The sequence below is a fragment of the Sphingomonas sp. LHG3406-1 genome, from assembly GCF_029637485.1.
Taxonomy (GTDB): Bacteria; Pseudomonadota; Alphaproteobacteria; order Sphingomonadales; family Sphingomonadaceae; genus Sphingomicrobium.
Genome location: NZ_CP069128.1, coordinates 1,289,840 through 1,308,708, shown reverse-complemented (window position 1 = coordinate 1,308,708; position 18,869 = coordinate 1,289,840). Strand labels below are relative to the sequence as shown.

The following is an 18,869-nucleotide window of genomic DNA, read 5'->3' as shown; positions in this document are numbered from 1 at the left end:
AGCCAAAGGAGCAGGCCAGGGCGGCACCCGCCGGGCCGCTCGCGCCCGGCACGACGCCGATGAACGAGCGCGTGGCGGTGCTCGGTATCCTCAACAAGCGCAACGGCATCGCCCGCGACGTCCGTCTGAAGCCCGGCCAGGCGGTCCGCTTCGATGACGTCATCGTTCGGCTGCGCGCCTGCGAGAAGACTCCCCCGTGGGAGTTCGACCAGCTGACTGGTGCGTTCGTCCAGGTCGATGTGCAGCAGCCGGACGGCACCTATGACCGCGTCTTCTCGGGCTGGCTCTACAAGGAGAGCCCGTCGCTCAACGTCGTCCAGCACCGCGTCTACGACGTCTGGCCCAAGAGCTGCACGATGAACTTTCCGGCGGCGGCGGACGAGGCCGGTTCGGTTGGCGACGACAGCAATCCGTCGAGCGAGCGCCAGTCCGGTCGCGGCTCCGCGACTGCCGAGCCGAGCGCCTCGCCGAGCAACGCCACGTAGCGCCTGCGGGTGACGTCCACCGCGCCGAGCGAGGCGAGGTGGCTGGTCATGAACTGGCAGTCGAGCAGGGTGAAGTGGCCGGCCCGAAGGCGGGCGACGAGGAAAGCCAGCGCGACCTTGGAAGCGTCGGTGCGGCGGCTGAACATGCTTTCGCCGAAGAAGGCGCGACCGAGCGCAACGCCATAGACGCCGCCGACCAGGGCATCGCCTTCCCATACCTCGACAGAATGGGCCTGCCCGCCGTGGAAAAGGGCGATCATCGCCTGTTCGATCGGGCGATTGATCCAGGTCTCGGGCCGGTCGGCGCAGCCGGTCAGGACTCCGGCGAAGTCTTCGTCGGCGGTGACCCGGAAGCAGCCCGAGCGGAGACGGCGGGCGAGGCTTCGGGAGACGTGGAAGCGTTCGAGCGGCAGGATCGCCCGGGTGCGCGGCTCGACCCAGAAGAGCTCGTCGCTGTCGCGGCTGTCGGCCATGGGAAAGACGCCCGAGGCATAGCCGCGCAGCACTAGATTGGGGTCGAGCATGTGGCTCATAATGGAGAAGTAACGCAGCCTGCGCGATCACGTCACCCCGGACTTGATCCGGGGTCCACTTTCCTGCTGCCGCGCGAAGGGCAGAAAACAGGCAGGTGGGCCCGACACGGGGCCGGGCTGCCGGTTAGGAGGCTTTCTGCTCCTCGAGCCAGCGCTCCAGCCACTTGATCGTGTAATCGCCGCTCGCGAACGCTTCCTCCTTGAGGATGCGCTGGTGGAGTGGGACGTTGGTCTTCGGACCTTCGACCACGAATTCCTCGAGCGCGCGGCGGAGGCGGGCGATCGCGGCGGGCCGGTCCTCGCCCCACACGATCAGCTTGCCGATCATGCTGTCGTAATAGGGTGGCACCTTGTAGCCCGAATAGAGGCCGCTATCGACGCGCGTCTGAAGGCCGCCGGGCGCGACGAAATTCTTCACCAGGCCGGGCGAGGGGGCGAAGGTCTCGGGATCCTCGGCGTTGATCCGGCACTCGATCGAGTGGCCCTTCAGCACGACCTCGTCCTGAGCGATGCTGAGGCCGCGGCCTTCGGCGATGCGGAGCTGCTCGGCGACCAGGTCGAGACCGCTGATCATCTCGGTCACCGGATGCTCCACCTGCAGCCGGGTGTTCATCTCGATGAAGTAGAATTCGCCATTCTCGTAGAGGAACTCGATGGTGCCGGCGCCGCGATAGCCCATGTCGGCCATCGCCTTGCGGACACGCTCGCCCATCTGTGCGCGCTGCTCGGCCGAGATGACCGGGGAGGGGGCTTCCTCGATGACCTTCTGGTGGCGGCGCTGGATCGAGCAGTCGCGTTCGCCGAGGTGGACGGCCTGGCCGTCGCCGTCGCCGAACACCTGGAACTCGATGTGGCGCGGGTCGCCGAGATACTTTTCCATGTAGACGGTCGGGTCGCCGAAGGCGGCATTGGCCTCCGACGAGGCCTGCGCCATCAGGGTCTCGAGCTGCCCTTCGTCGGGCACCACCTTCATGCCGCGCCCACCACCGCCGGACGCGGCCTTGATCAGGACGGGATAGCCGATCTCGGCGGCGATCGCCTTGGCTTCGGCAAGGTCGCTGATCGGACCGGGCGAGCCGGGAACGAGCGGAAGGCCGAGCGCCGCGGCGGTGCGCTTCGCCTCCACCTTGTCGCCCATGATCCGGATATGCTCGGGCTTCGGGCCGACCCAGATGATGTTGTGGAGCTCGACGATCTCGGCGAACTGGGCGTTCTCGGAAAGGAAGCCGTAGCCCGGATGAATGGCGTCGGCGTGGACGATTTCGGCGGCCGAGATGATGTTCGGGATGTTGAGGTAGGAATCGCGCGCGGCGGGCGGGCCGATGCAGATCGCTTCGTCGGCCAGCCGTACGTGCATGGCGTCGCTGTCGGCGGTCGAGTGGACCGCGACCGTCCTGATTCCCAGTTCCTTGGCCGCCCGCTGGATGCGCAGCGCGATCTCGCCGCGGTTGGCGATCAGCAGCTTGTTGATCTTGCCGGCCACTATTCGATGACCACCAGCGGCTGGTCGAACTCGACGGGCTGGGCATTCTCGACCAGCAGCTGGACGATCCGGCCCCCGCGCGGGGCGGAAATCGGGTTCATCACCTTCATCGCCTCGACGATGAGGAGGGTGTCGCCCTCCTTGACCGTATCGCCGACCGCGACGAACGGCGGCGCGCCCGGTTCGGCCGAGAGGTAGCAGGTGCCGACCATCGGCGAACGGACCATGTCGCCGGTGAAGACGGGCGCCTCGGTCGCGGTGTCGACCGGCGCGGCCTGAGCCTGGGCCGGTGCAAGCTGATGCGCTGCGGCGACAAGGTGCTGGACGGGCGCTGCGGCGACGGTCAGCTCGCGCCTGACGCGGATCTTGCGATCGCCGTCCTCGACCTCGATTTCCGAAAGCTCATTGGCGCTGAGCAGCTCGGCGAGCTCGCGCACGAGGCCGGCGTCGATCCGCATCTGCTTATGTTCGTCGGACATGGTAATTCCCTGTAATCTGTCGCCGCGCGCTTTGTCAGAGCCGGGCGGCGGCGTCCAGCGCAAGCGTATAGCTGTCGGCGCCGAAGCCGCTGATCACCCCTGCGCAAACGCCCGAGATGAGGCTGCGGCGCCGAAAGCTCTCGCGCGCGGCGGGATTGCTGAGATGGACCTCGATGACGGGTACGGCAATGGCGCTGATGGCATCGCGCAGGGCCACCGAGGTGTGGGTGAAGCCGCCGGCATTGAGGATCACCGCATGGAGGCCGGTGTCGGCCGCCTCGTGCAGCCAGTCGATGAGGTGGCCCTCATGGTTGGACTGGCGGACGTCGATCCCGACCTCCAGCCTCGCCGCCTGCTCGTGGAGCCGGCCGGCGATGTCGTCGAGCGTGTCGGAACCATAGACCTCGGGCTCGCGCGTGCCGAGCCGGTTGAGGTTGGGACCATTGAGGACAAGGATGCGTTTCACCCCGTCCCTCTACCCGCTCGGCCATGGCGAAGTCGAGGCATGGGCCAAGGCCCCTCGACGGGGCGCGGGACGACCGGGTAGGGGAAGGTGCAATGAGCGAGACGGAAACGCACAGCATCAAGGTCAATGGCGAGCATCGCCGGGTCGCCGCGGGGACGAGTGTCGCGGGCCTCGTGCTCGATCTCGGGCTCGATCCGGCACGTGTCGCGGTCGAGCGCAATCTCGAGATCGTGCCCAAGTCGACGCTCGGCGACGTGCCGGTCGAGGATGGGGACGATTTCGAGATCGTCCATTTCGTTGGAGGTGGTTGAGGTGAATGCTCCGGTGCAGATCGACAAGGACAGCTGGACGGTCGCTGGCCGCACCTTCACCTCGCGGCTGATCGTCGGAACGGGCAAGTACAAGAGCCTTGAGCAGAATGCGGCGGCGGTGGCGGCGAGCGGGGCTGAGATCGTCACCGTGGCGGTGCGGCGGGTGAACCTGACCGATCCGAACGCGCCCAAGCTCACCGACCATATCGATCCCAAGGTCATCACCTACCTGCCCAACACGGCCGGCTGCTTCACCGCCGAGGAGGCGATCCGGACGCTTCGACTGGCGCGCGAGGCGGGCGGCTGGACCCTGGTGAAGCTGGAGGTGCTGGCGGAGGCCAAGACCCTTTACCCCGACATGATCGAGACGGTGCGGGCGACCGAGCTCCTGACCAAGGAGGGATTCGAGGTGATGGTCTATTGCACCGACGATCCGATCATGGCGAAGCGCTGCGAGGATGCTGGCGCGGTGGCGGTCATGCCGCTGGGCGCGCCGATCGGCTCGGGGCTGGGCGTGCAGAACCCGGTGACCATCCGGCTGATCGTCGAGGGCGCGAAGGTGCCGGTGCTGGTCGATGCCGGGGTGGGCACGGCGAGCGACGCGGCCTATGCGATGGAGCTTGGCTGCGACGGCGTGCTGATGAATACCGCCATCGCCGAGGCCAAGGACCCCATCCTGATGGCCCGCGCGATGAAGGCAGCGGTGGAAGCGGGGCGGCTGGCCTATCGCGCCGGTCGCATGCAGAAGCGGCGCTACGCCGATCCGTCGAGCCCGCTCGCCGGGCTGATCTGAGCGGACGGCAGGCGGGCCGGAGCCCGCCTGCTCGCGCCTACTTGTTGAAGAACATCTTGTCGGTGGCGTTGGCGCCCATCTGCTCCTTCTGCGCGCCGGAGTCGGGGCGCGCCGGGCCGAGAACGGGGACGGCTCCCATCGGCTCGACCTTGGTCGCCTCGAAACGACCCTTGCCGTCGATGCTCTCGCCCTCGCTCCAGCGGCCCGTTGGGAAGCTGCCGTCGGTCGAGGTGACGAAATATTTGTAGCTGAAGTCGCCCTTTTCCATCTCCTGCGGGAAGCTGTTGGGAATGGGAAACTGGCTGGAGAATCCGCCGAGGTCCTCGATCACCGCCAGCCACTGGTTCTGGTGCATGGTGTCGCGGGCGATGAGGAAGGAGAGCATGTCCTTCATCCCTTCGTCGTGCGCCTGGTTGTAGAGGCGGACGGCGAGCACCCGGCCGGTCGATTCCGCGGCGACATTGGCAGTCATGTCGGCCGCGAGATTGCCGCTGGCATAGATGTGGCTCATGTTGAACGGCACGCCGTCGCTGTCGATCGGCATGGCGCCCATGCCGGCGGACAGCATCTGCTTGTGGATCATGCCCTCGATCGCGGCCCGCGGCCGCTCGCCGCCCATCACGGCGCCGACCAGCTTGTCCTTGACGCCTTCTTCCTGGAGGTGGGCCGGGGCGGTCTCGAGGTTGAGCGCGACGGCGGTGGCGAGCATCTCGATGTGACTCATTTCTTCCGTCGCCGTGTTGAGCAGCATGTCGCGATAGCGATTGTCGGGTCCACGCGCGTTCCAGGCCTGGAAGAAATATTGCATGCAGACGCGTATCTCTCCTTCGACGCCGCCGATCGCCTGCTGGAGCGAGCGGGCGAAGGCCGGGTCGGGCTCGGTCACGCGGACCGGGTGCTGCAAGCGTGCGTCATGATAGTACATGGATCTGTCCTTTTCGGGTGAGCGCCACTGCTTGTGGAGGGTGGAGGTGCAACGCGGGCTCGGCCGTAAAGGTTTGTTTCGACGCTGTTTCTTTGGGGCGCTGAAGGCGGTCTTCGCGACGGGACGACGCGTCCGGGCGACGACGCCGCGAACGTCTCGCGCGACCTGGGGGCCGGGAGCGGCGGCGAAGCTCAGCGCTTCGCCGGGCAGCTATTGATGCCGATCAGCGAATAAAGGGGGCAGTAGCCGACGAGGCCGGTCAGCAGCGGCACGATGCCAAGATAACCCAGCGCAGTCTTCGGACCGATGAAGGCCAGTGACAGGATGGCGAGTCCGGCGACAACCCGGAGCGTGCGGTCCAGAGCACCTTCATTGCGTGCGAACATGGCATTTCTCCCCATGTGAGGAGTGCCTGATCGCTCCGGCCGTGGCGCCTCGCCAATAAGGAATGTTCCTGATCAGCCCTTTGCCCTGGCCCTCAGCGCCGAGATGGTGGTCTGGTTGGTGATCACCTCGACGTCGGTCTTGAGGTGGAGGAGGCGGATGCCCTTGCGCGACAAGGCCTCATCCAGCGCCGGAGCGAAGGCTTCGGTGCTGTCGACCGTGTCGGCCCAGGCACCGAAGGCGCGGGCGAGGGCAGCGAAGTCGGGGTTGTGGAGCGAGGTCGCCGACAGGCGCTCGGGATAGTCGCGCTCCTGGTGCATGCGGATGGTGCCGTAGCTGCCATTGTCGACCACCAGGACGAGCAGGTCGGCGCCATATTGCGCTGCGGTGGCGAGCTCCTGGCCGTTCATCAGGAAGTCGCCGTCGCCCGCGACGCAAAGGACCGAGCGGTCGCGGAAGCGCAGCGCCGCGGCGACCGCGGCGGGAAGGCCGTAGCCCATGGTGCCGCTGGTCGGCGCAAGCTGCGAAGGACAAGCGGCGTAGCGCCAGTAGCGGTGGAACCAGCCCGAGAAATTGCCCGCACCGTTGCAGACGATGGTATCGGCGGGGAGCTTGTCCCGCAGCAGGCCGACGCAGGGGCCGAGGTCGAAGGCGACGCCCTCGCGCGGGGCCGGGGTGGTCCAGGCGAGATAGTCGGCATGCGCTTCGGCACCGGCGCCGAAGGGGAGGAGGTCGGGCTCGTCCCAGTGGTCGAGCGCCTGTGCGAACTCGCCCATGTCGGCGCAGATCGGCAGGTCGGCATGGTAGACCCGGCCAAGCTCATTCGGGTCGGGGTGGACGTGGACGATGGTCTGGCCGGGATGGTCGGGGGTGACGAGCGTATAGCCGTCGGTGGTCGCTTCGCCCAATCGGGCGCCGACCACCAGCAGCAGGTCGGCGGCCTTCACCCGCTCGACCAGCTTCGGGTTCGGACCATAGCCGAGGTTGCCGGCATAGACCGCGCAATCGTTGGCGACCGCGTCCTGGCGGCGGAAGGCGGCGGCGACCGGCAGGCCGACGCGATTGGCCCAGCTGGCGAAATGATGGGCGGCGCAAGGGCTCCAGTCGGCCCCGCCGACGATGGCGACGGGCGCCGCGGCATCCTTCAGCAGTTCGTGGACGGTGGCGATGGCGGCAGGGTCGGGATGCTCGACCAGCGGCGGGACGATCGGCCGGTCGAGCGCCTCGACCTCGTCGCGCAGCATGTCCTCGGGCAGCGCGAGCACGACCGGGCCGGGGCGGCCGACGGTGGCGACGCGCCAGGCCCGCGCGATGTATTCGGGGATGCGCCGCGCGTCGTCGATGCGGGCAGCCCATTTGGCGATGGGCCCGAAGAAGGCCGGAAAGTCGATCTCCTGGAAGCCTTCGCGGTCCTTGTCGCGGCGGTCTAGGTCGCCGACGAACAGGATCATCGGGGTCGAATCCTGGAAGGCGACGTGGACGCCGGGGCTGGCGTTGGTCGCGCCCGGGCCGCGGGTGACGAAGGCCACGCCGGGGCGGCCGGTCAGCTTGCCGTCGGCCTCGGCCATGTAGGCGACCCCGCCTTCCTGCCGGCAGACGACGGTCTCGATCTCGGGCGTGTCGTGCAGCGCATCGAGCACGGCGAGGAAGCTTTCGCCCGGGACGGTGAAGATGCGGTCGCAGCCCTGGATGCGAAGCTGGTCGACGAGGATTCGGCCGCCAGTGCGGGTGGGGGAGGTGGTCATCGGTTGCCCTTAGAAAGTGCGCCGCGTTTCGACCAGCCGGATGGCCTCGGCGAGCGCCGCCTCCGAGCCGAGTTCGGTAGTGTCGAGCAGCAGCGCGTCGGGGGCCTGCACCAGCGGCGCCGCAGAGCGCTCCGAATCGCGCTCGTCGCGGGCGCGGATGTCGATCAGCACGTCTTCGAGATGGACGGGAAGGCCGGCCGCGGCGAGCTCGGCGTGGCGTCGGCGCGCGCGTTCCTCGGGGGCGGCGGTGACGAACAATTTGGCATTGGCGTCCGGCGCGATGACGGTGCCGATGTCGCGCCCGTCGAGCACGGCGCCGCTCGCCTGTCCGGCGAAATCGCGCTGCCGGTCGAGGAGGGCGGCACGGACGGCGGGATAGGCGCTGATGCGGCTGGCGATGCCGCCGACCATCTCGCTCTTGAGTTCGGGGTCATCCATCAGGCTTGCGACCTCGTCGCAGGCGCGCAAGGCGGCGAATTCGCTTTCCGGGTCACCGCCCCAGCGAAGCAGCGACAGGGCGACCGCGCGATAGAGCTTGCCGGTGTCGAGATGGGGCAGGCCGTAGTGGCGCGCGAGTCCGCGGGCGATGGTGCCCTTGCCGCTCGCGGCCGGGCCGTCGACGGCAATGACCATCGGCGAGCTGTTTGGAGGGCTATTGGCCATGGCCGCGGGCTTTGACAGCCACCCCCCGCTATGGCAAGGCGCGCGCCGATGAGCCGGGGCAGCAATGCCGCCGGCCCCTTTTTTCGTTGGAGACCTTCAGCTCATGGTGAAGCCCGAATGGGGCGCCAAGCGCACTTGCCCCAAATGTGCGACCCGCTTCTACGACCTCGGCAAGGACGATCCCGTCACCTGCATCAACTGCGGGACGGCGTTCGTGCCCGAACCGGTGCTGAAATCGAAGCAGCCGATGCCGTTCGAGCAGGTCTCGACCACTGCGGCCCCTGTTCAGCAGGCCGACGAGGATCTCGGTGCCGAGGATCTGGCCCTGCCCGACGAGGACGAGGAGCCCAGCGCGGACGACGAAGTCGATCTGTCGACCGGCGACGATGATCTCGGAGTCGAGACGGCGGCGGACGACGAAGAGAATAATTGAACGGTTTCACCGGATCGTTGGTCGAAAAGAGCCGCCTCCGGGCGGCTCTTTTTTTTGACCGAGCGCACCCGCGAGATCGGCTTCAGGATGGCGCTCGGCGCCAGCCGCGCGACATTCGCAACCAGCTCGTGGTCGAGGCGGCGGTGCTGTGCAGGATCGGGGGCCTGTTCGGCCTCATCCTGGCGATCGGTGCAGCCAAGGCGTTCGAGCGGGTGGCCGACTTCCGCCGCCGTTCGGGCTTCCGATGGCAATGGGCGCCATCTTCGTCAGCACCAATCTTCGGTCTCGACCTCGGCGGCTATCCCGCCACACGCGCAAGCCGCCTGGGCCTGCTTGAGGCGCATCGCAGCCAAGAGCCCCGAAAACGAGAAAACCCGCCGAAAACGGCGGGCTTTCGAGGAAATGGTGGAGCCGAGGGGGATCGAACCCCTGACCTTCGCAATGCCATTGCGACGCTCTCCCAGCTGAGCTACGGCCCCGTTCCGCGCGGCCTTTAGGGGGTAAGTGCCAAGCTGCCAACCCCTTTGTTGCCGCTATCTTCGCCCCAGACGAAAACGGCGCCGGATGAACCGGCGCCGCCTCGTTTGTCACTGACGTCGACGATTACTTGTTCAGATTGTCGGCGACGTTGGTGAAGGTCTTGTTGAGGTTGCCGCCGATGCTGGTCAGCGCGGTAATCGCGGCGACGGCGATGAGGGCGGCAATCAGGCCGTACTCGATCGCGGTGGCGCCATCTTCGTTGGCAATCATCTTCTTGAAGGTGGTCATCGTCATCTCCCCAGTCGACCATTCGAAGCGCGGAACGCGACCATTCACGACGGTGGCGCCCCTTCGTCCCTTATGACTGGCGGGCGTAACCAAATGGTTAGCGCCGGTGGTCGCGGCGAGCGCCGGGCGACCACATAGAAGAAGGCCCCGCCGCCAGCCCTCCGAAGAGGCGGCGACGGGGCCCGCAACCGATGTCCTGAAGCTTACTTGTTCAGGTTGTCGGCAACGTTGGTGAAGGTCTTGTTGAGGTTGCCGCCGATGCTGGTCAGGGCAGTGATCGCCGCAACGGCGATGAGGGCGGCAATCAGGCCGTACTCGATCGCGGTGGCACCATCTTCGTTGTTCAGCATCTTGATGAAATTGGTCATGTCCGGTCTCCTAGTTCCACTTTGTCCCCGGGGTGCGGCCCCGGCACCGGCAGACACGTCAGGGCCCGTCGGTCACCGCTGGTTCTAGGAGGGAGGGGTTAAGGAGTTCCTACACGGCCCGGTAAATTCCCATTCACCATCCTGAGGGCGTTCAGCGCCCCTCGCCGAGAAGGGCTTCGGCGGCTCGTGCGAGTTCGTCGACCCAGCCTTCGACATCGAGTGCCGGGGCGGCCGGCGCTGGCGCCTGGGTCCGGCGCGGGGCGCGATAACCCGCCGGCAGGGCAGGAGCGGAACGGCCGTCAACGCTGAGCGCCGACGTCATGAAATTGCGGAAGATCTGCGCCGGAAGCGTGCTTCCCGACACCTTGGAGCCGAGCGACTTGTTGTCGTCGCGGCCGACCCATACGCCGACGACCAGGTCACCCGCGAAGCCGACGAACAGGGCATCGCGATTGTCCTGGCTGGTGCCGGTCTTGCCGAAGGTTGCCGTTGCCATCGCCGCCCGCTTGCCCGTGCCCTCGTTGGTTGCGGCCCACAGGAGGTCGAGCATCGGTCGCCAGTCGCGCCGTTCGTCGAGCTGGCCGCCGCGCCCGAACAGGCTGGCAGCAAAGCCCCGCGCGTCGGCGTCTGGCGTCTCGGCCGGGGGCAAGCCCGTCCCGCGCACCGGATAGCGCCCGCCCGCCACGGCGGCATAGGCGCTGGTCAGTTCGAGCAGGCTGACGCCCGCGGTGCCGAGGGCGACGCTGGGACTGTCGGGAAGCGGAGTCGAAATGCCGAGTTCGCGCGCGGTGCGCAGGACGTTGGCGCGGCCGACCGCTTCGGACAGGCGGACGGTGGCGGCGTTGCTCGACCGCGCGAAGGCGGTGCTCAGCGGGATCGGGCCGCGGTAGACTCCATCCACATTGGCGGGAGTCCAGCCATCGATGGTGATCGGCCGGTCGTCGATGATGCTGTCCGGCCGGTAGCCGGCCCGCAGCGCCGCCAGATAGACGAAAAGCTTGAAGGCCGAACCCGGCTGGCGGCGGGCCTGGGTGGCGCGGTTGAAGCTGGAATCCTTGTAGGAGCGGCCGCCGACCATCGCCACCACCCGGCCGTCCGGTCGCATCGCCACCAGCGCCGCCTGCACGCCATCTGCAAGCGGCGCATTGGCGACCGCGCGGCTGGCGAAGCGCTGGAGGTCGCTGTCGAGCGTCGTGCGCACCCGCACCTCGCCGAAGTCGCTTTCGAAGGCGTCGGCCGCCTGGGGCGCCACCCAATCGGCGAAATAGGTGCCGGTCGGCACCTTCTGCGTGCGCCGGATCGGCCGGGCAGGAATGGCCGCGGCGGCACGGCCGGCGGTGATCACCCCGGTATCGGCCATGGCCGCCAGCACCAGCTTCGCCCGCTTCTGTGCGCCGGCGAGGTTCTTGGTCGGCGCGAGCCGGCTCGGCGCCTGGACGAGGCCGGCGAGCATCGCCGACTGGGCCAGGGTGAGCTTTTCCGGCTCCCGGCCGAAATAATGCTTGGACGCCGCGCGCAGCCCGTAGACGCCGTCACCGAAATAGACGGACGAGAGGTAGCGCGAGAGAATCTCGTCCTTGGTCAGCCAGCCTTCCAGCCAGAAGGCGATGATCACCTCCTGCGCCTTGCGCTTGAGATCGCGGTCGGCGCTGAGGAAGCTGGTCTTGGCGAGCTGCTGCGTGAGGGTCGATCCACCCTGGCGCACGCCGCCCGCCCGGATGTTGGCGACGAAGGCGCGGCCGATCGCACGCGGATCGATGCCCCAATGGCGGTAGAAGCGCCGATCCTCGATGGCGACGAAGGCGGCCGGAGTGAGCGGGTTGAGCCTGGTGACGTCGACCGGAGCCTCCTTGATCGCGCCGCGGCGGGCGATCGGACGACCCTCGCTCGACACGATCAGCATGGCGGGATCGGGCAAGGGCTCCAGTGCCCGGCCAAGCGGCGCGGTGATGATCAGCCAAAGCAGGGTAACCAGCAGCAGCGCGGCAAAGCCGGTCAGGCCCAGGCGCAGCCAGCGTCGGCGCGGGCGTGGAGTCGCGGCCGGCGGCGCGCTGTCGCCGGATACGCCGATGCCGGCTCCCGAATCGGTGAAGTAAGCCGTGCCGAGCGGATCATGCCCCAAGTCGGTGGGTATCTCCTCGCGGCGCTCGCGCTTCGGCCACCACCAGCGCCTGCGGCGAACCGTCGGAGCCGGCCCGAACACCGGCGCCGCGAAGGGATCGGGCAGATCCTCGATGTTGCGCCCGCCGCGCTGCCAGGGAGAATCGCGATCCGCCATCCGCTTCCGTCACTCGAGGTGGCTTGTGGCCCTAATACAGCTGTAACCGACTGGCTAGAGAAGAAAAGCTGAACCCTTTCTGTCGGGCCGGAGCATCGCTAGGGTGTGCCGGTGCGAGGCTTTCGGACATGGGCTGGCGGAAAGGCAGCGGCGACGCTTCTGCTGGTCGCCGTGCTGGCGCCGGTCGCTTCCTGCCGTGACTCGGCGAGCGGCGAAGCGGTGGTCACGGTCATCGCCGACCGGCTGCCCAGCCTCGCCGACCCGACCACCGCATCGCTGACGCCCGCCGACCTGTTGCTGGTCGACAATGTCGCACAGGGCCTGGTGCGATTCGATGCCGCGGGCGACGTCGCGCCTGCCCTTGCCGAGCGCTGGGCCGTCAGCGACGACGGGCTGAGCTACGTCTTCCGTCTGCAGAATGCGGAATGGAGCGACGGCCGGCGGGTGCGGGCGCGCGACATCGTCCGCCTGATCAAGCGGCAGCTCGCCCGGCGCGACGGCGATCCCCTGCGCGATTCGATCGGCGCCGTGCGCGAGGTGGTGGCGATGACCGATCGCGTGATCGCCATCGAGCTGAGCGCACCGCGACCCCACTTCCTGCAATTGCTTGCCCAGCCGCAGTTCGGCCTTGTCCGCGAGGGCAGGGGCAGTGGGCCCTTCCGGTATCGCCGCGAGGGCGAGGCGCTGATCCTCGATCGCACCCTTCCCGGCTTCGACGGCGACGAGAGCAGCGAGGAGCGCGTACGACTGACGGCGGCTTCGGCGAAGGATGCGGTCGATGCTTTCGTCGATGGGCGGACCGAGATGGTGATCGGCGGAACGGTCGCGGACGTGCCGGTCGCGCTCGGCGCGCGGCTGCCGCGCGGGAGCCTGCGCTTCGATCCGGTGGCAGGCCTGTTCGGCCTCGTCCCCGCCCGCCGCGACGGCATTGCGGCCGATCGCGAGGCGCGTGCCCTGCTCGACGCGGCGATCGACCGCGATGCCCTGGTCGCCGCGCTAGGCGTGCCCGGCCTGCAGTCCCGCGCCAGCCTGCTCCAGACGGGGCTCGACGGATACGGCGCGCCGGCCCAGCCCGCCTGGGCGGCGACTCCGTTCGCCGAACGCCGCCCCGCGCTCGTGCAGATCGCCGACCGCCTGTTCCCGGCACAGCCGGCGCCGGCGCCAGCGGAGCGGAGTGGAGGGGAGGCGGCCGCCGCGGAACAGGCCGAAGCAGCAGTCGCACCCGCGCCCGCCTTCCGTGCCGCAGTCCGGGTCGATCTCCCGGCCGGCCCCGGTGGCGACATCATCCTGCAGCGGCTCAAAACCGACTGGGCGCCGCTCGGGCTTGCGGTCGAGGATGCCCGCGGCGCGCGCAACGCCGACTTCCGCTGGATCGACGCGGTGGCGCCCTCCAACTCGCCCGCCTGGTTCCTGCGCAACTTCCGCTGCGAGTTTGCGGCGATCTGCTCGGAAGAGGCGGACCGGCTGCTCGACGCCGCCCGCCTGACCGGCTTTGCCCCCCAGCGAGCGGCCTTCTTCGCCGAGGCGGAGCGGATCATGCGCGAACAGGTGCTGTTCATTCCCATCGCCGCGCCCATCCGCTGGTCGCTTGCCGGGCGCAATTTCGACGGCTTCGCCGAGAACCGGTTTGCCCGCCACAGCCTGGTGGGCTTGCGAACCGACGCGGGCGCACGAAATTAGGGCCATGAGCGTCCGTCCAGGCCCCTACGTCCGCGACCTGCCCCTGAGCTGCCAGCCGCAGCATGTGCGTCAGCGAATCGAAGCGCTGGAGCATCTGCTCGAGCGGGCGCTGCCGATCCCCGGCACCAGCAAGCGGGTCGGGCTCGACGTCATCCTCGACTTCGTGCCTGGCGTCGGCCCGACGGTCGCCGCCGGTCTCGGTGCCTATCTCGCCTTCGAAGCACGCAACCTCGGCATGTCCAAGTGGCAGGTGCTACGCATGGGCAAGAACATCGGGATCGACTGGCTGCTCGGGATGATCCCGTTCGTGGGCGCCATTCCCGACTATTTCTTCCGTTCCAACACGCGGAACCTGCGCCTCATCAAGAAGCATCTCGACAAGCATTACCCCGCCGCGCGAACCATCGACGTTCCGCCGCTACGGTGACGGATCATGCCCCGGCTGCGCTGGGCGGCTGAAGGATGAATCCATGTACGACTATCGAATCACTGCGGCCGACAAGCGGACGCTCTATGCCGACCTCCTCGCCGCGCTCGACGGGCTGACCTCGGGCGAGCCGGACGGGATCGCCAACATGGCCAATGCGGCGGCGCTGATCTGGGAGACCTTGCCCGACCTCAATTGGGCTGGCTTCTATCGCAACGTGGGCGGCGAACTGGTGCTCGGGCCCTTCCACGGCCGACCGGCCTGCATCCGCATTCCTTTTGGCCGCGGTGTCTGCGGCACCGCGGCGGCGACGCTCGAGGTCCAGCGCGTCGACGACGTCCACGCCTTTCCCGGCCACATCGCCTGCGATTCGGCGAGCGAGAGCGAACTGGTGGTGCCGATCGTACGGGGCGGCCAGCTGCTTGCCGTCCTCGACCTCGACTCGCCGAACAAGGCCCGCTTCGACGCCGCGGACGAGGCTGGCTGCCTCAGGCTGTGCGAATTGCTGGCATCGCGAATCTGAGCGACCGGTTCAGCTCAGCGCTTCCAGCCGTTCGTCGCTCAATCCCCCCGGGATGATCATCACCGGGCAGGGGAGCTTGCCCGAGTCGCTGCCGGAGAAAGCGGCGACAAGATCGCCCGGGTCGCCCGAGGGGGCGGCGCCGAGCACCAGGGCGGCGATGTCGGAGCGACTTCCGATCAGCGCGCTCACGACCTCGGTCGGATTGCCCGCCTGGATCAGGATCGCCTCGGGACGGAACTGGTCGGCGCCGGGCAGGTCGCCGAGGGCGGCCGCTACCCGCGCCTCGATGCGCAGCTGCTGTTCTTCCTCGATTGCTGCCTGAACCCCGCCCCACTGGACGAAGTCCTGGCTCTCCGTCAGCGCCAGCACCTCGAAGACGCCGCCGGTCTTGGCCGCGCGCCGCGCGGCGAAGCGGAGCGCGACCCGCGCCTCGCTGCTGTCGTCCACCACGACCAGATAGGTGCGCTTGCCCGCCATATGCGCCAGCGTGGCCCAGCGCTGCTTGACGGGCAAGGGGGCATGGTCTTTCAGGGGCATGAAACGACGGTTCACTTGAAGGCGTGATGATGGCGATCGAACTGAAAATGCCCGCTCTGTCCCCGACGATGGAGGAGGGGACGCTGGCCAAATGGCTGGTGAAGGAGGGCGACACGGTCGCAAGCGGCGACATCCTCGCCGAGATCGAGACCGACAAGGCGACGATGGAGTTCGAGGCCGTCGACGAAGGCGTCATCTCCAAGATTCTGGTCGCCGAGGGCACCGACGGCGTGAAGGTCGGAACGCCGATCGCGCTGATCGGCGGGGAAGGGGAGGAGGCCGCGCCTGCTGCTGCGCCCAAGGCCGCCCCGGCTCCCGCGCCCAAGGCCGAAGCCGCGCCGGCGCCGGCCGCGCCCACTCCCGCCCCGGTCGAAACGCCCGCCGCGCCGGCGCAGCCTGCCGCCGCGCCGGCGCCCAAGGGCGAGGGCGAGCGCGTCAAGGCGAGCCCGCTCGCGCGCAAGCTGGCCCAGGCACAGGGGATCGATCTTTCTACCCTCACGGGCAGCGGCCCCGGTGGGCGCATCGTCCGCGCCGACCTCGGCCAGGCGGCTGGCGGTGCGGCGGCGCAGCCCCAGGCGGCGGCCGCGCCCAGCGCTGCTGCTGCAGCGCCAGCCCCGGCTGCCGCTCCCGCCCAGCCGTTCAGCACCGACATCCCGCATGAAGCGGTCAAGCTGTCGAACATGCGCAAGACGATCGCGCGCCGCCTCAGCGAAGCGAAGCGCGACATTCCGCACATCTACCTGACGGTCGACGTCCGCCTCGACGCGCTGCTGAAGCTTCGCGGCGAGCTGAATGCGGGGCTGGCGGGCCGCAAGATCAAGCTCAGCGTCAACGATCTGCTGATCAAGGCGCTGGGCGTCGCACTCGAGGCGGTGCCCGAGTGCAACGTCAGCTTCACCCCTGACCAGCTGATCATGTACAAGCGCGCCGACGTCTCGGTGGCGGTGAGCATTCCTGGCGGCCTCATCACCCCGATCGTCACCGACGCCGCGTCCAAATCGGTATCGAAGATCAGCCAGGAGATCACCGAACTCGCCGGCCGGGCCAAGGAAGGCAAGTTGCAGCCGCACGAATATCAGGGCGGCACCGCGTCCTTGAGCAACATGGGCATGTTCGGGATCAAGCAGTTCGACGCCGTCATCAACCCGCCCCAGGCGATGATCCTCGCGGTCGGCGCGGGCGAGAAGAGGCCGTGGGTCACGGGCGACGAGCTGAGCGTCGCCACCGTGATGAGCATCACCGGCAGCTTCGACCACCGTGCCATCGATGGTGCCGACGGGGCGCGGCTGATGAAGACGCTCAAGGAACTGATCGAAAACCCGCTGGGGCTGGTGGCATAGCGTCTGGGGAATGGGCAGGCGCCGTGCATCTTCCGGTCCGCATCTCGGCCTGAAACAGCTCCGCGACAGGCGGGCGATCGTCGTGCTTATCGCCAATCGCGCACTGCTGCTGGCCCCTGCCGGGTGGTACCGCAGGCCGCCGGGGCTGTAGGCGGATGACGATCCTGCTTGGCAGAAGCCTTTTTCTCTACTGCGGATGTAAGCGCTGATGGGAATGCTCCACATCATCCTCAATGGCGTGCTGGCGCTCGGCGCCGCGTTGCTTGGCGGCGTGATCGCCCTCTCCGGGCTCGGGCTGGACAAGCTGGTCGGCTATTCGCTGATGATGATTGCCCTGATTGCGGGCTTGGCGAGCCTCTTCGTAGGCAGCGGCGTCCGCCTGGCGCTGACCGCTGTGCTGCTGACGCCAATGCTTATTGTCGTTCTTCTCTGGATGGCGAATGGAGTGCGTTCGTGACAGGAAGACGAGAACCATCAATCCGCACCACGGCGATGCCGGCCGACACCAACCCTTATGGCGGCGTCTTCGGCGGTTGGCTGATGGGGCAGATGGGGCTTGCCTGCGGGTCATTCGCGTCGCGCCGCTCGGGCGGCAAGGCGATCCTGGTGGCGGCAGAGAAGCTCCGTTTCCCCGGCATGATGGCGGTCGGCGACGAGCTGTCGGTCTATGTCGAACTGCTGAAACAGGGGCGCACCTCGCTGCTGCTGCGCGCCGAGGGCATCGCGCGGGCGCGGGACGGCGACGCCGAGACGTTGGTGGCTGAGGGTGAGTTCACCTTTGTCGCGCTGGACGAGAACAACAGGCCGCGGCCTATCGCGGCGAAGGAAGAAGACCATGGCTGAGAATTACGACCTCATCGTGCTGGGCTCCGGTCCCGGCGGCTATGTCGCGGCGATCCGGGCGAGCCAGCTCGGGCTCAAGACCGCGATCGTCGAGCGCGAGAGCTTGGGCGGCATCTGCCTCAACTGGGGCTGCATCCCGACCAAGGCGCTGCTCCGGTCGGGAGAGGTCTATCACCAGATGAAGCATGCCGAGAGCTACGGCCTCGGCGCGACCGGGGTCAGCTTCGATCTTGCCAAGGTGGTCGCCCGCTCGCGCGCCGTCGCCAAGCAATTGAACCAGGGCGTCACGCACCTGATGAAGAAGAACAAGATTGCGGTGCACATGGGCACCGGCACGATCACCGGCAAAGGCAAGCTCAGCGTCGAGAAGGACGGCAAGACGACCGACCTCAAAGCAAGGCACATCATCGTCGCCACCGGCGCCCGCGCCCGCGAGCTGCCATTCGCGCAGTCGGACGGCAAGCGCATCTGGACCTATCGCCATGCCATGACCCCGGCCGAGATGCCGAGCGAGCTGCTGGTCATCGGATCGGGTGCGATCGGGATCGAGTTCGCCAGCTTCTACAACGACCTCGGCGCCAAGGTGACGGTGGTCGAGATGCTGAACCGCATCGTTCCGGCCGAGGACGAGGAAGTCTCGGCGGCGCTCCAGAAGAGCCTCGAGAAGCAGGGTATGACCATCCTGACCGAAGCCGGCGTGCAGAGCCTCAAGTCCGATGCCAACGGCGTCGCGGCCGAGATCAAGGGCAAGGACGGCAAGGTCCAAGCCAAGACCTTCAGCCACGTCATCGTCGCGGTCGGAATCGTTCACAATACCGAGAACATCGGGCTGGAGACGCTTGGCGTGGCGGTCGAGCGCGGGCGGATCGAGATCGATCCCTATGGCCGCACCAACGTCCCCGGCATCTGGGCAATCGGCGACGTCACCGGCGCGCCGTGGCTTGCACACAAGGCCAGCCACGAAGGCGTGATCGCCGCCGAGAGCATCGCCAGGGAGCTGGGCAAGGACGCCCATCCGCACACGTTCGACACCAAGAACATCCCGGGCTGCACCTATTGCCATCCACAGGTCGCCAGCGTCGGCCTGACCGAGGCCAAGGCGAAGGAAGCCGGCTACAGCATCAAAGTCGGCAAGTTCCCCTTCATCGGCAACGGCAAGGCGATCGCGCTCGGCGAAACCGAAGGCTTCATCAAGACGGTGGTGGACGCCAAGACCGGCGAACTGCTCGGCGCGCACATGATCGGCGCCGAAGTGACCGAGCTGATCCAGGGCTATACGGTCGGCAAGACCGCCGAACTCCTTGACGAGGATTTCGCCCGTACCGTCTTCCCGCACCCGACCCTGAGCGAGATGATGCATGAAAGCATCCTCGCCGCCGACGGGCGCGTGCTGCACATGTGATCG

Annotated in this window: 20 protein-coding genes, 1 tRNA gene and 2 pseudogenes; 10 read left to right on the top strand and 13 right to left on the bottom strand. The window is 67.9% G+C overall.

The annotated features are described in order from the left end of the window. Positions 1-59: 59 nt before the first annotated feature. A pseudogene (locus JOY29_RS06435) lies at positions 60-368 on the top strand (DUF2155 domain-containing protein); the annotation flags it as partial. On the opposite strand, the gene aat reads toward JOY29_RS06435, so the two are convergent. From aat to aroQ, 4 genes are all read right to left on the bottom strand, one after another. Beyond that, positions 329-1,018, bottom strand: coding sequence for a leucyl/phenylalanyl-tRNA--protein transferase (gene aat / locus JOY29_RS06430; protein ID WP_300975348.1), 690 nt, complete (start codon positions 1,016-1,018; stop codon positions 329-331). The pseudogene JOY29_RS06435 and the gene aat sit on opposite strands and share 40 nt — an antisense overlap. A gap of 124 nt (positions 1,019-1,142) precedes the next feature. Further along, on the bottom strand, positions 1,143-2,501 hold the full coding sequence (accC, locus tag JOY29_RS06425) for an acetyl-CoA carboxylase biotin carboxylase subunit (RefSeq protein ID WP_300975347.1): 1,359 nt from the start codon (positions 2,499-2,501) through the stop codon (positions 1,143-1,145). Beyond that, on the bottom strand, positions 2,501-2,980 hold the full coding sequence (gene accB / locus JOY29_RS06420) for an acetyl-CoA carboxylase biotin carboxyl carrier protein (protein WP_300975346.1): 480 nt from the start codon (positions 2,978-2,980) through the stop codon (positions 2,501-2,503). The genes accC and accB overlap by 1 nt, the downstream gene beginning before the upstream one ends. Positions 2,981-3,014: 34 nt before the next feature. Continuing rightward, positions 3,015-3,446, bottom strand: a complete 432-nt coding sequence (gene aroQ, locus JOY29_RS06415) for a type II 3-dehydroquinate dehydratase (protein WP_300975345.1) — start codon at positions 3,444-3,446, stop codon at positions 3,015-3,017. 92 nt (positions 3,447-3,538) lie between these two features. Here aroQ and thiS point away from each other — a divergent pair. Then, a pseudogene (thiS, locus tag JOY29_RS06410) lies at positions 3,539-4,550 on the top strand (sulfur carrier protein ThiS). A gap of 37 nt (positions 4,551-4,587) precedes the next feature. On the opposite strand, the gene JOY29_RS06405 reads toward thiS, so the two are convergent. The 4 genes from JOY29_RS06405 to JOY29_RS06390 form a co-directional block, all read right to left on the bottom strand. Further along, positions 4,588-5,475, bottom strand: a complete 888-nt coding sequence (locus tag JOY29_RS06405) for a manganese catalase family protein (protein ID WP_300975344.1) — start codon at positions 5,473-5,475, stop codon at positions 4,588-4,590. A gap of 191 nt (positions 5,476-5,666) precedes the next feature. Further along, positions 5,667-5,861: a DUF2892 domain-containing protein gene (locus JOY29_RS06400; protein ID WP_300975343.1), complete on the bottom strand. Its 195-nt coding sequence runs from the start codon at positions 5,859-5,861 to the stop codon at positions 5,667-5,669. A gap of 72 nt (positions 5,862-5,933) precedes the next feature. Beyond that, complete coding sequence (locus tag JOY29_RS06395) at positions 5,934-7,604, bottom strand: thiamine pyrophosphate-binding protein (protein ID WP_300975342.1); 1,671 nt, start codon at positions 7,602-7,604, stop codon at positions 5,934-5,936. Between the two features lie 9 nt (positions 7,605-7,613). Then, positions 7,614-8,237, bottom strand: coding sequence for a d(CMP) kinase (locus tag JOY29_RS06390; RefSeq protein ID WP_300975494.1), 624 nt, complete (start codon positions 8,235-8,237; stop codon positions 7,614-7,616). Positions 8,238-8,370: 133 nt separating this feature from the next. Here JOY29_RS06390 and JOY29_RS06385 point away from each other — a divergent pair, with 133 nt between their 5' ends. Next, positions 8,371-8,700, top strand: coding sequence for a TIGR02300 family protein (locus JOY29_RS06385; protein ID WP_300975341.1), 330 nt, complete (start codon positions 8,371-8,373; stop codon positions 8,698-8,700). A gap of 403 nt (positions 8,701-9,103) precedes the next feature. Here JOY29_RS06385 and JOY29_RS06380 read toward each other — a convergent pair. From JOY29_RS06380 to JOY29_RS06365, 4 genes are all read right to left on the bottom strand, one after another. Beyond that, positions 9,104-9,179, bottom strand: a tRNA-Ala gene (locus tag JOY29_RS06380). Positions 9,180-9,303: 124 nt separating this feature from the next. Next, the gene (locus JOY29_RS06375) at positions 9,304-9,468 is read right to left on the bottom strand and encodes a Flp family type IVb pilin (protein ID WP_300975340.1); all 165 of its coding nucleotides are present in this window, start codon (positions 9,466-9,468) and stop codon (positions 9,304-9,306) included. Between the two features lie 203 nt (positions 9,469-9,671). Beyond that, positions 9,672-9,836, bottom strand: coding sequence for a Flp family type IVb pilin (locus tag JOY29_RS06370; RefSeq protein ID WP_300975339.1), 165 nt, complete (start codon positions 9,834-9,836; stop codon positions 9,672-9,674). Positions 9,837-9,987: 151 nt separating this feature from the next. Continuing rightward, the gene (locus JOY29_RS06365; RefSeq protein ID WP_300975338.1) at positions 9,988-12,114 is read right to left on the bottom strand and encodes a transglycosylase domain-containing protein; all 2,127 of its coding nucleotides are present in this window, start codon (positions 12,112-12,114) and stop codon (positions 9,988-9,990) included. Positions 12,115-12,225: 111 nt separating this feature from the next. Here JOY29_RS06365 and JOY29_RS06360 point away from each other — a divergent pair, with 111 nt between their 5' ends. From JOY29_RS06360 to JOY29_RS06350, 3 genes are read left to right on the top strand one after another with little or no spacing between them, the layout of a single operon-like run. Further along, on the top strand, positions 12,226-13,794 hold the full coding sequence (locus tag JOY29_RS06360; protein WP_300975337.1) for an ABC transporter substrate-binding protein: 1,569 nt from the start codon (positions 12,226-12,228) through the stop codon (positions 13,792-13,794). 4 nt (positions 13,795-13,798) lie between these two features. Next, complete coding sequence (locus tag JOY29_RS06355) at positions 13,799-14,221, top strand: DUF4112 domain-containing protein (RefSeq protein ID WP_300975336.1); 423 nt, start codon at positions 13,799-13,801, stop codon at positions 14,219-14,221. A 43-nt stretch (positions 14,222-14,264) separates the two neighbouring features. Beyond that, positions 14,265-14,744, top strand: coding sequence for a GAF domain-containing protein (locus JOY29_RS06350; RefSeq protein ID WP_300975335.1), 480 nt, complete (start codon positions 14,265-14,267; stop codon positions 14,742-14,744). A gap of 9 nt (positions 14,745-14,753) precedes the next feature. Here JOY29_RS06350 and JOY29_RS06345 read toward each other — a convergent pair whose 3' ends face one another. Next, on the bottom strand, positions 14,754-15,221 hold the full coding sequence (locus JOY29_RS06345) for a universal stress protein (RefSeq protein ID WP_300975493.1): 468 nt from the start codon (positions 15,219-15,221) through the stop codon (positions 14,754-14,756). Between the two features lie 89 nt (positions 15,222-15,310). On the opposite strand from JOY29_RS06345, the gene JOY29_RS06340 reads away from it, so the two are divergent. From JOY29_RS06340 to lpdA, 4 genes are all read left to right on the top strand, one after another. Continuing rightward, entirely contained in the window at positions 15,311-16,621 is a 1,311-nt protein-coding gene (locus JOY29_RS06340; protein WP_300975334.1) for a pyruvate dehydrogenase complex dihydrolipoamide acetyltransferase, read from the top strand. A 214-nt stretch (positions 16,622-16,835) separates the two neighbouring features. Continuing rightward, positions 16,836-17,078, top strand: a complete 243-nt coding sequence (locus JOY29_RS06335) for a hypothetical protein (RefSeq protein ID WP_300975333.1) — start codon at positions 16,836-16,838, stop codon at positions 17,076-17,078. Positions 17,079-17,113: 35 nt separating this feature from the next. Then, a complete protein-coding gene (locus tag JOY29_RS06330) occupies positions 17,114-17,464 on the top strand; it encodes a hotdog domain-containing protein (RefSeq protein ID WP_300975332.1) in 351 nt (116 codons plus the stop codon). Further along, complete coding sequence (gene lpdA, locus JOY29_RS06325; protein WP_300975331.1) at positions 17,457-18,866, top strand: dihydrolipoyl dehydrogenase; 1,410 nt, start codon at positions 17,457-17,459, stop codon at positions 18,864-18,866. Before JOY29_RS06330 ends, lpdA begins: the two co-directional genes overlap by 8 nt. Positions 18,867-18,869: the final 3 nt, after the last annotated feature.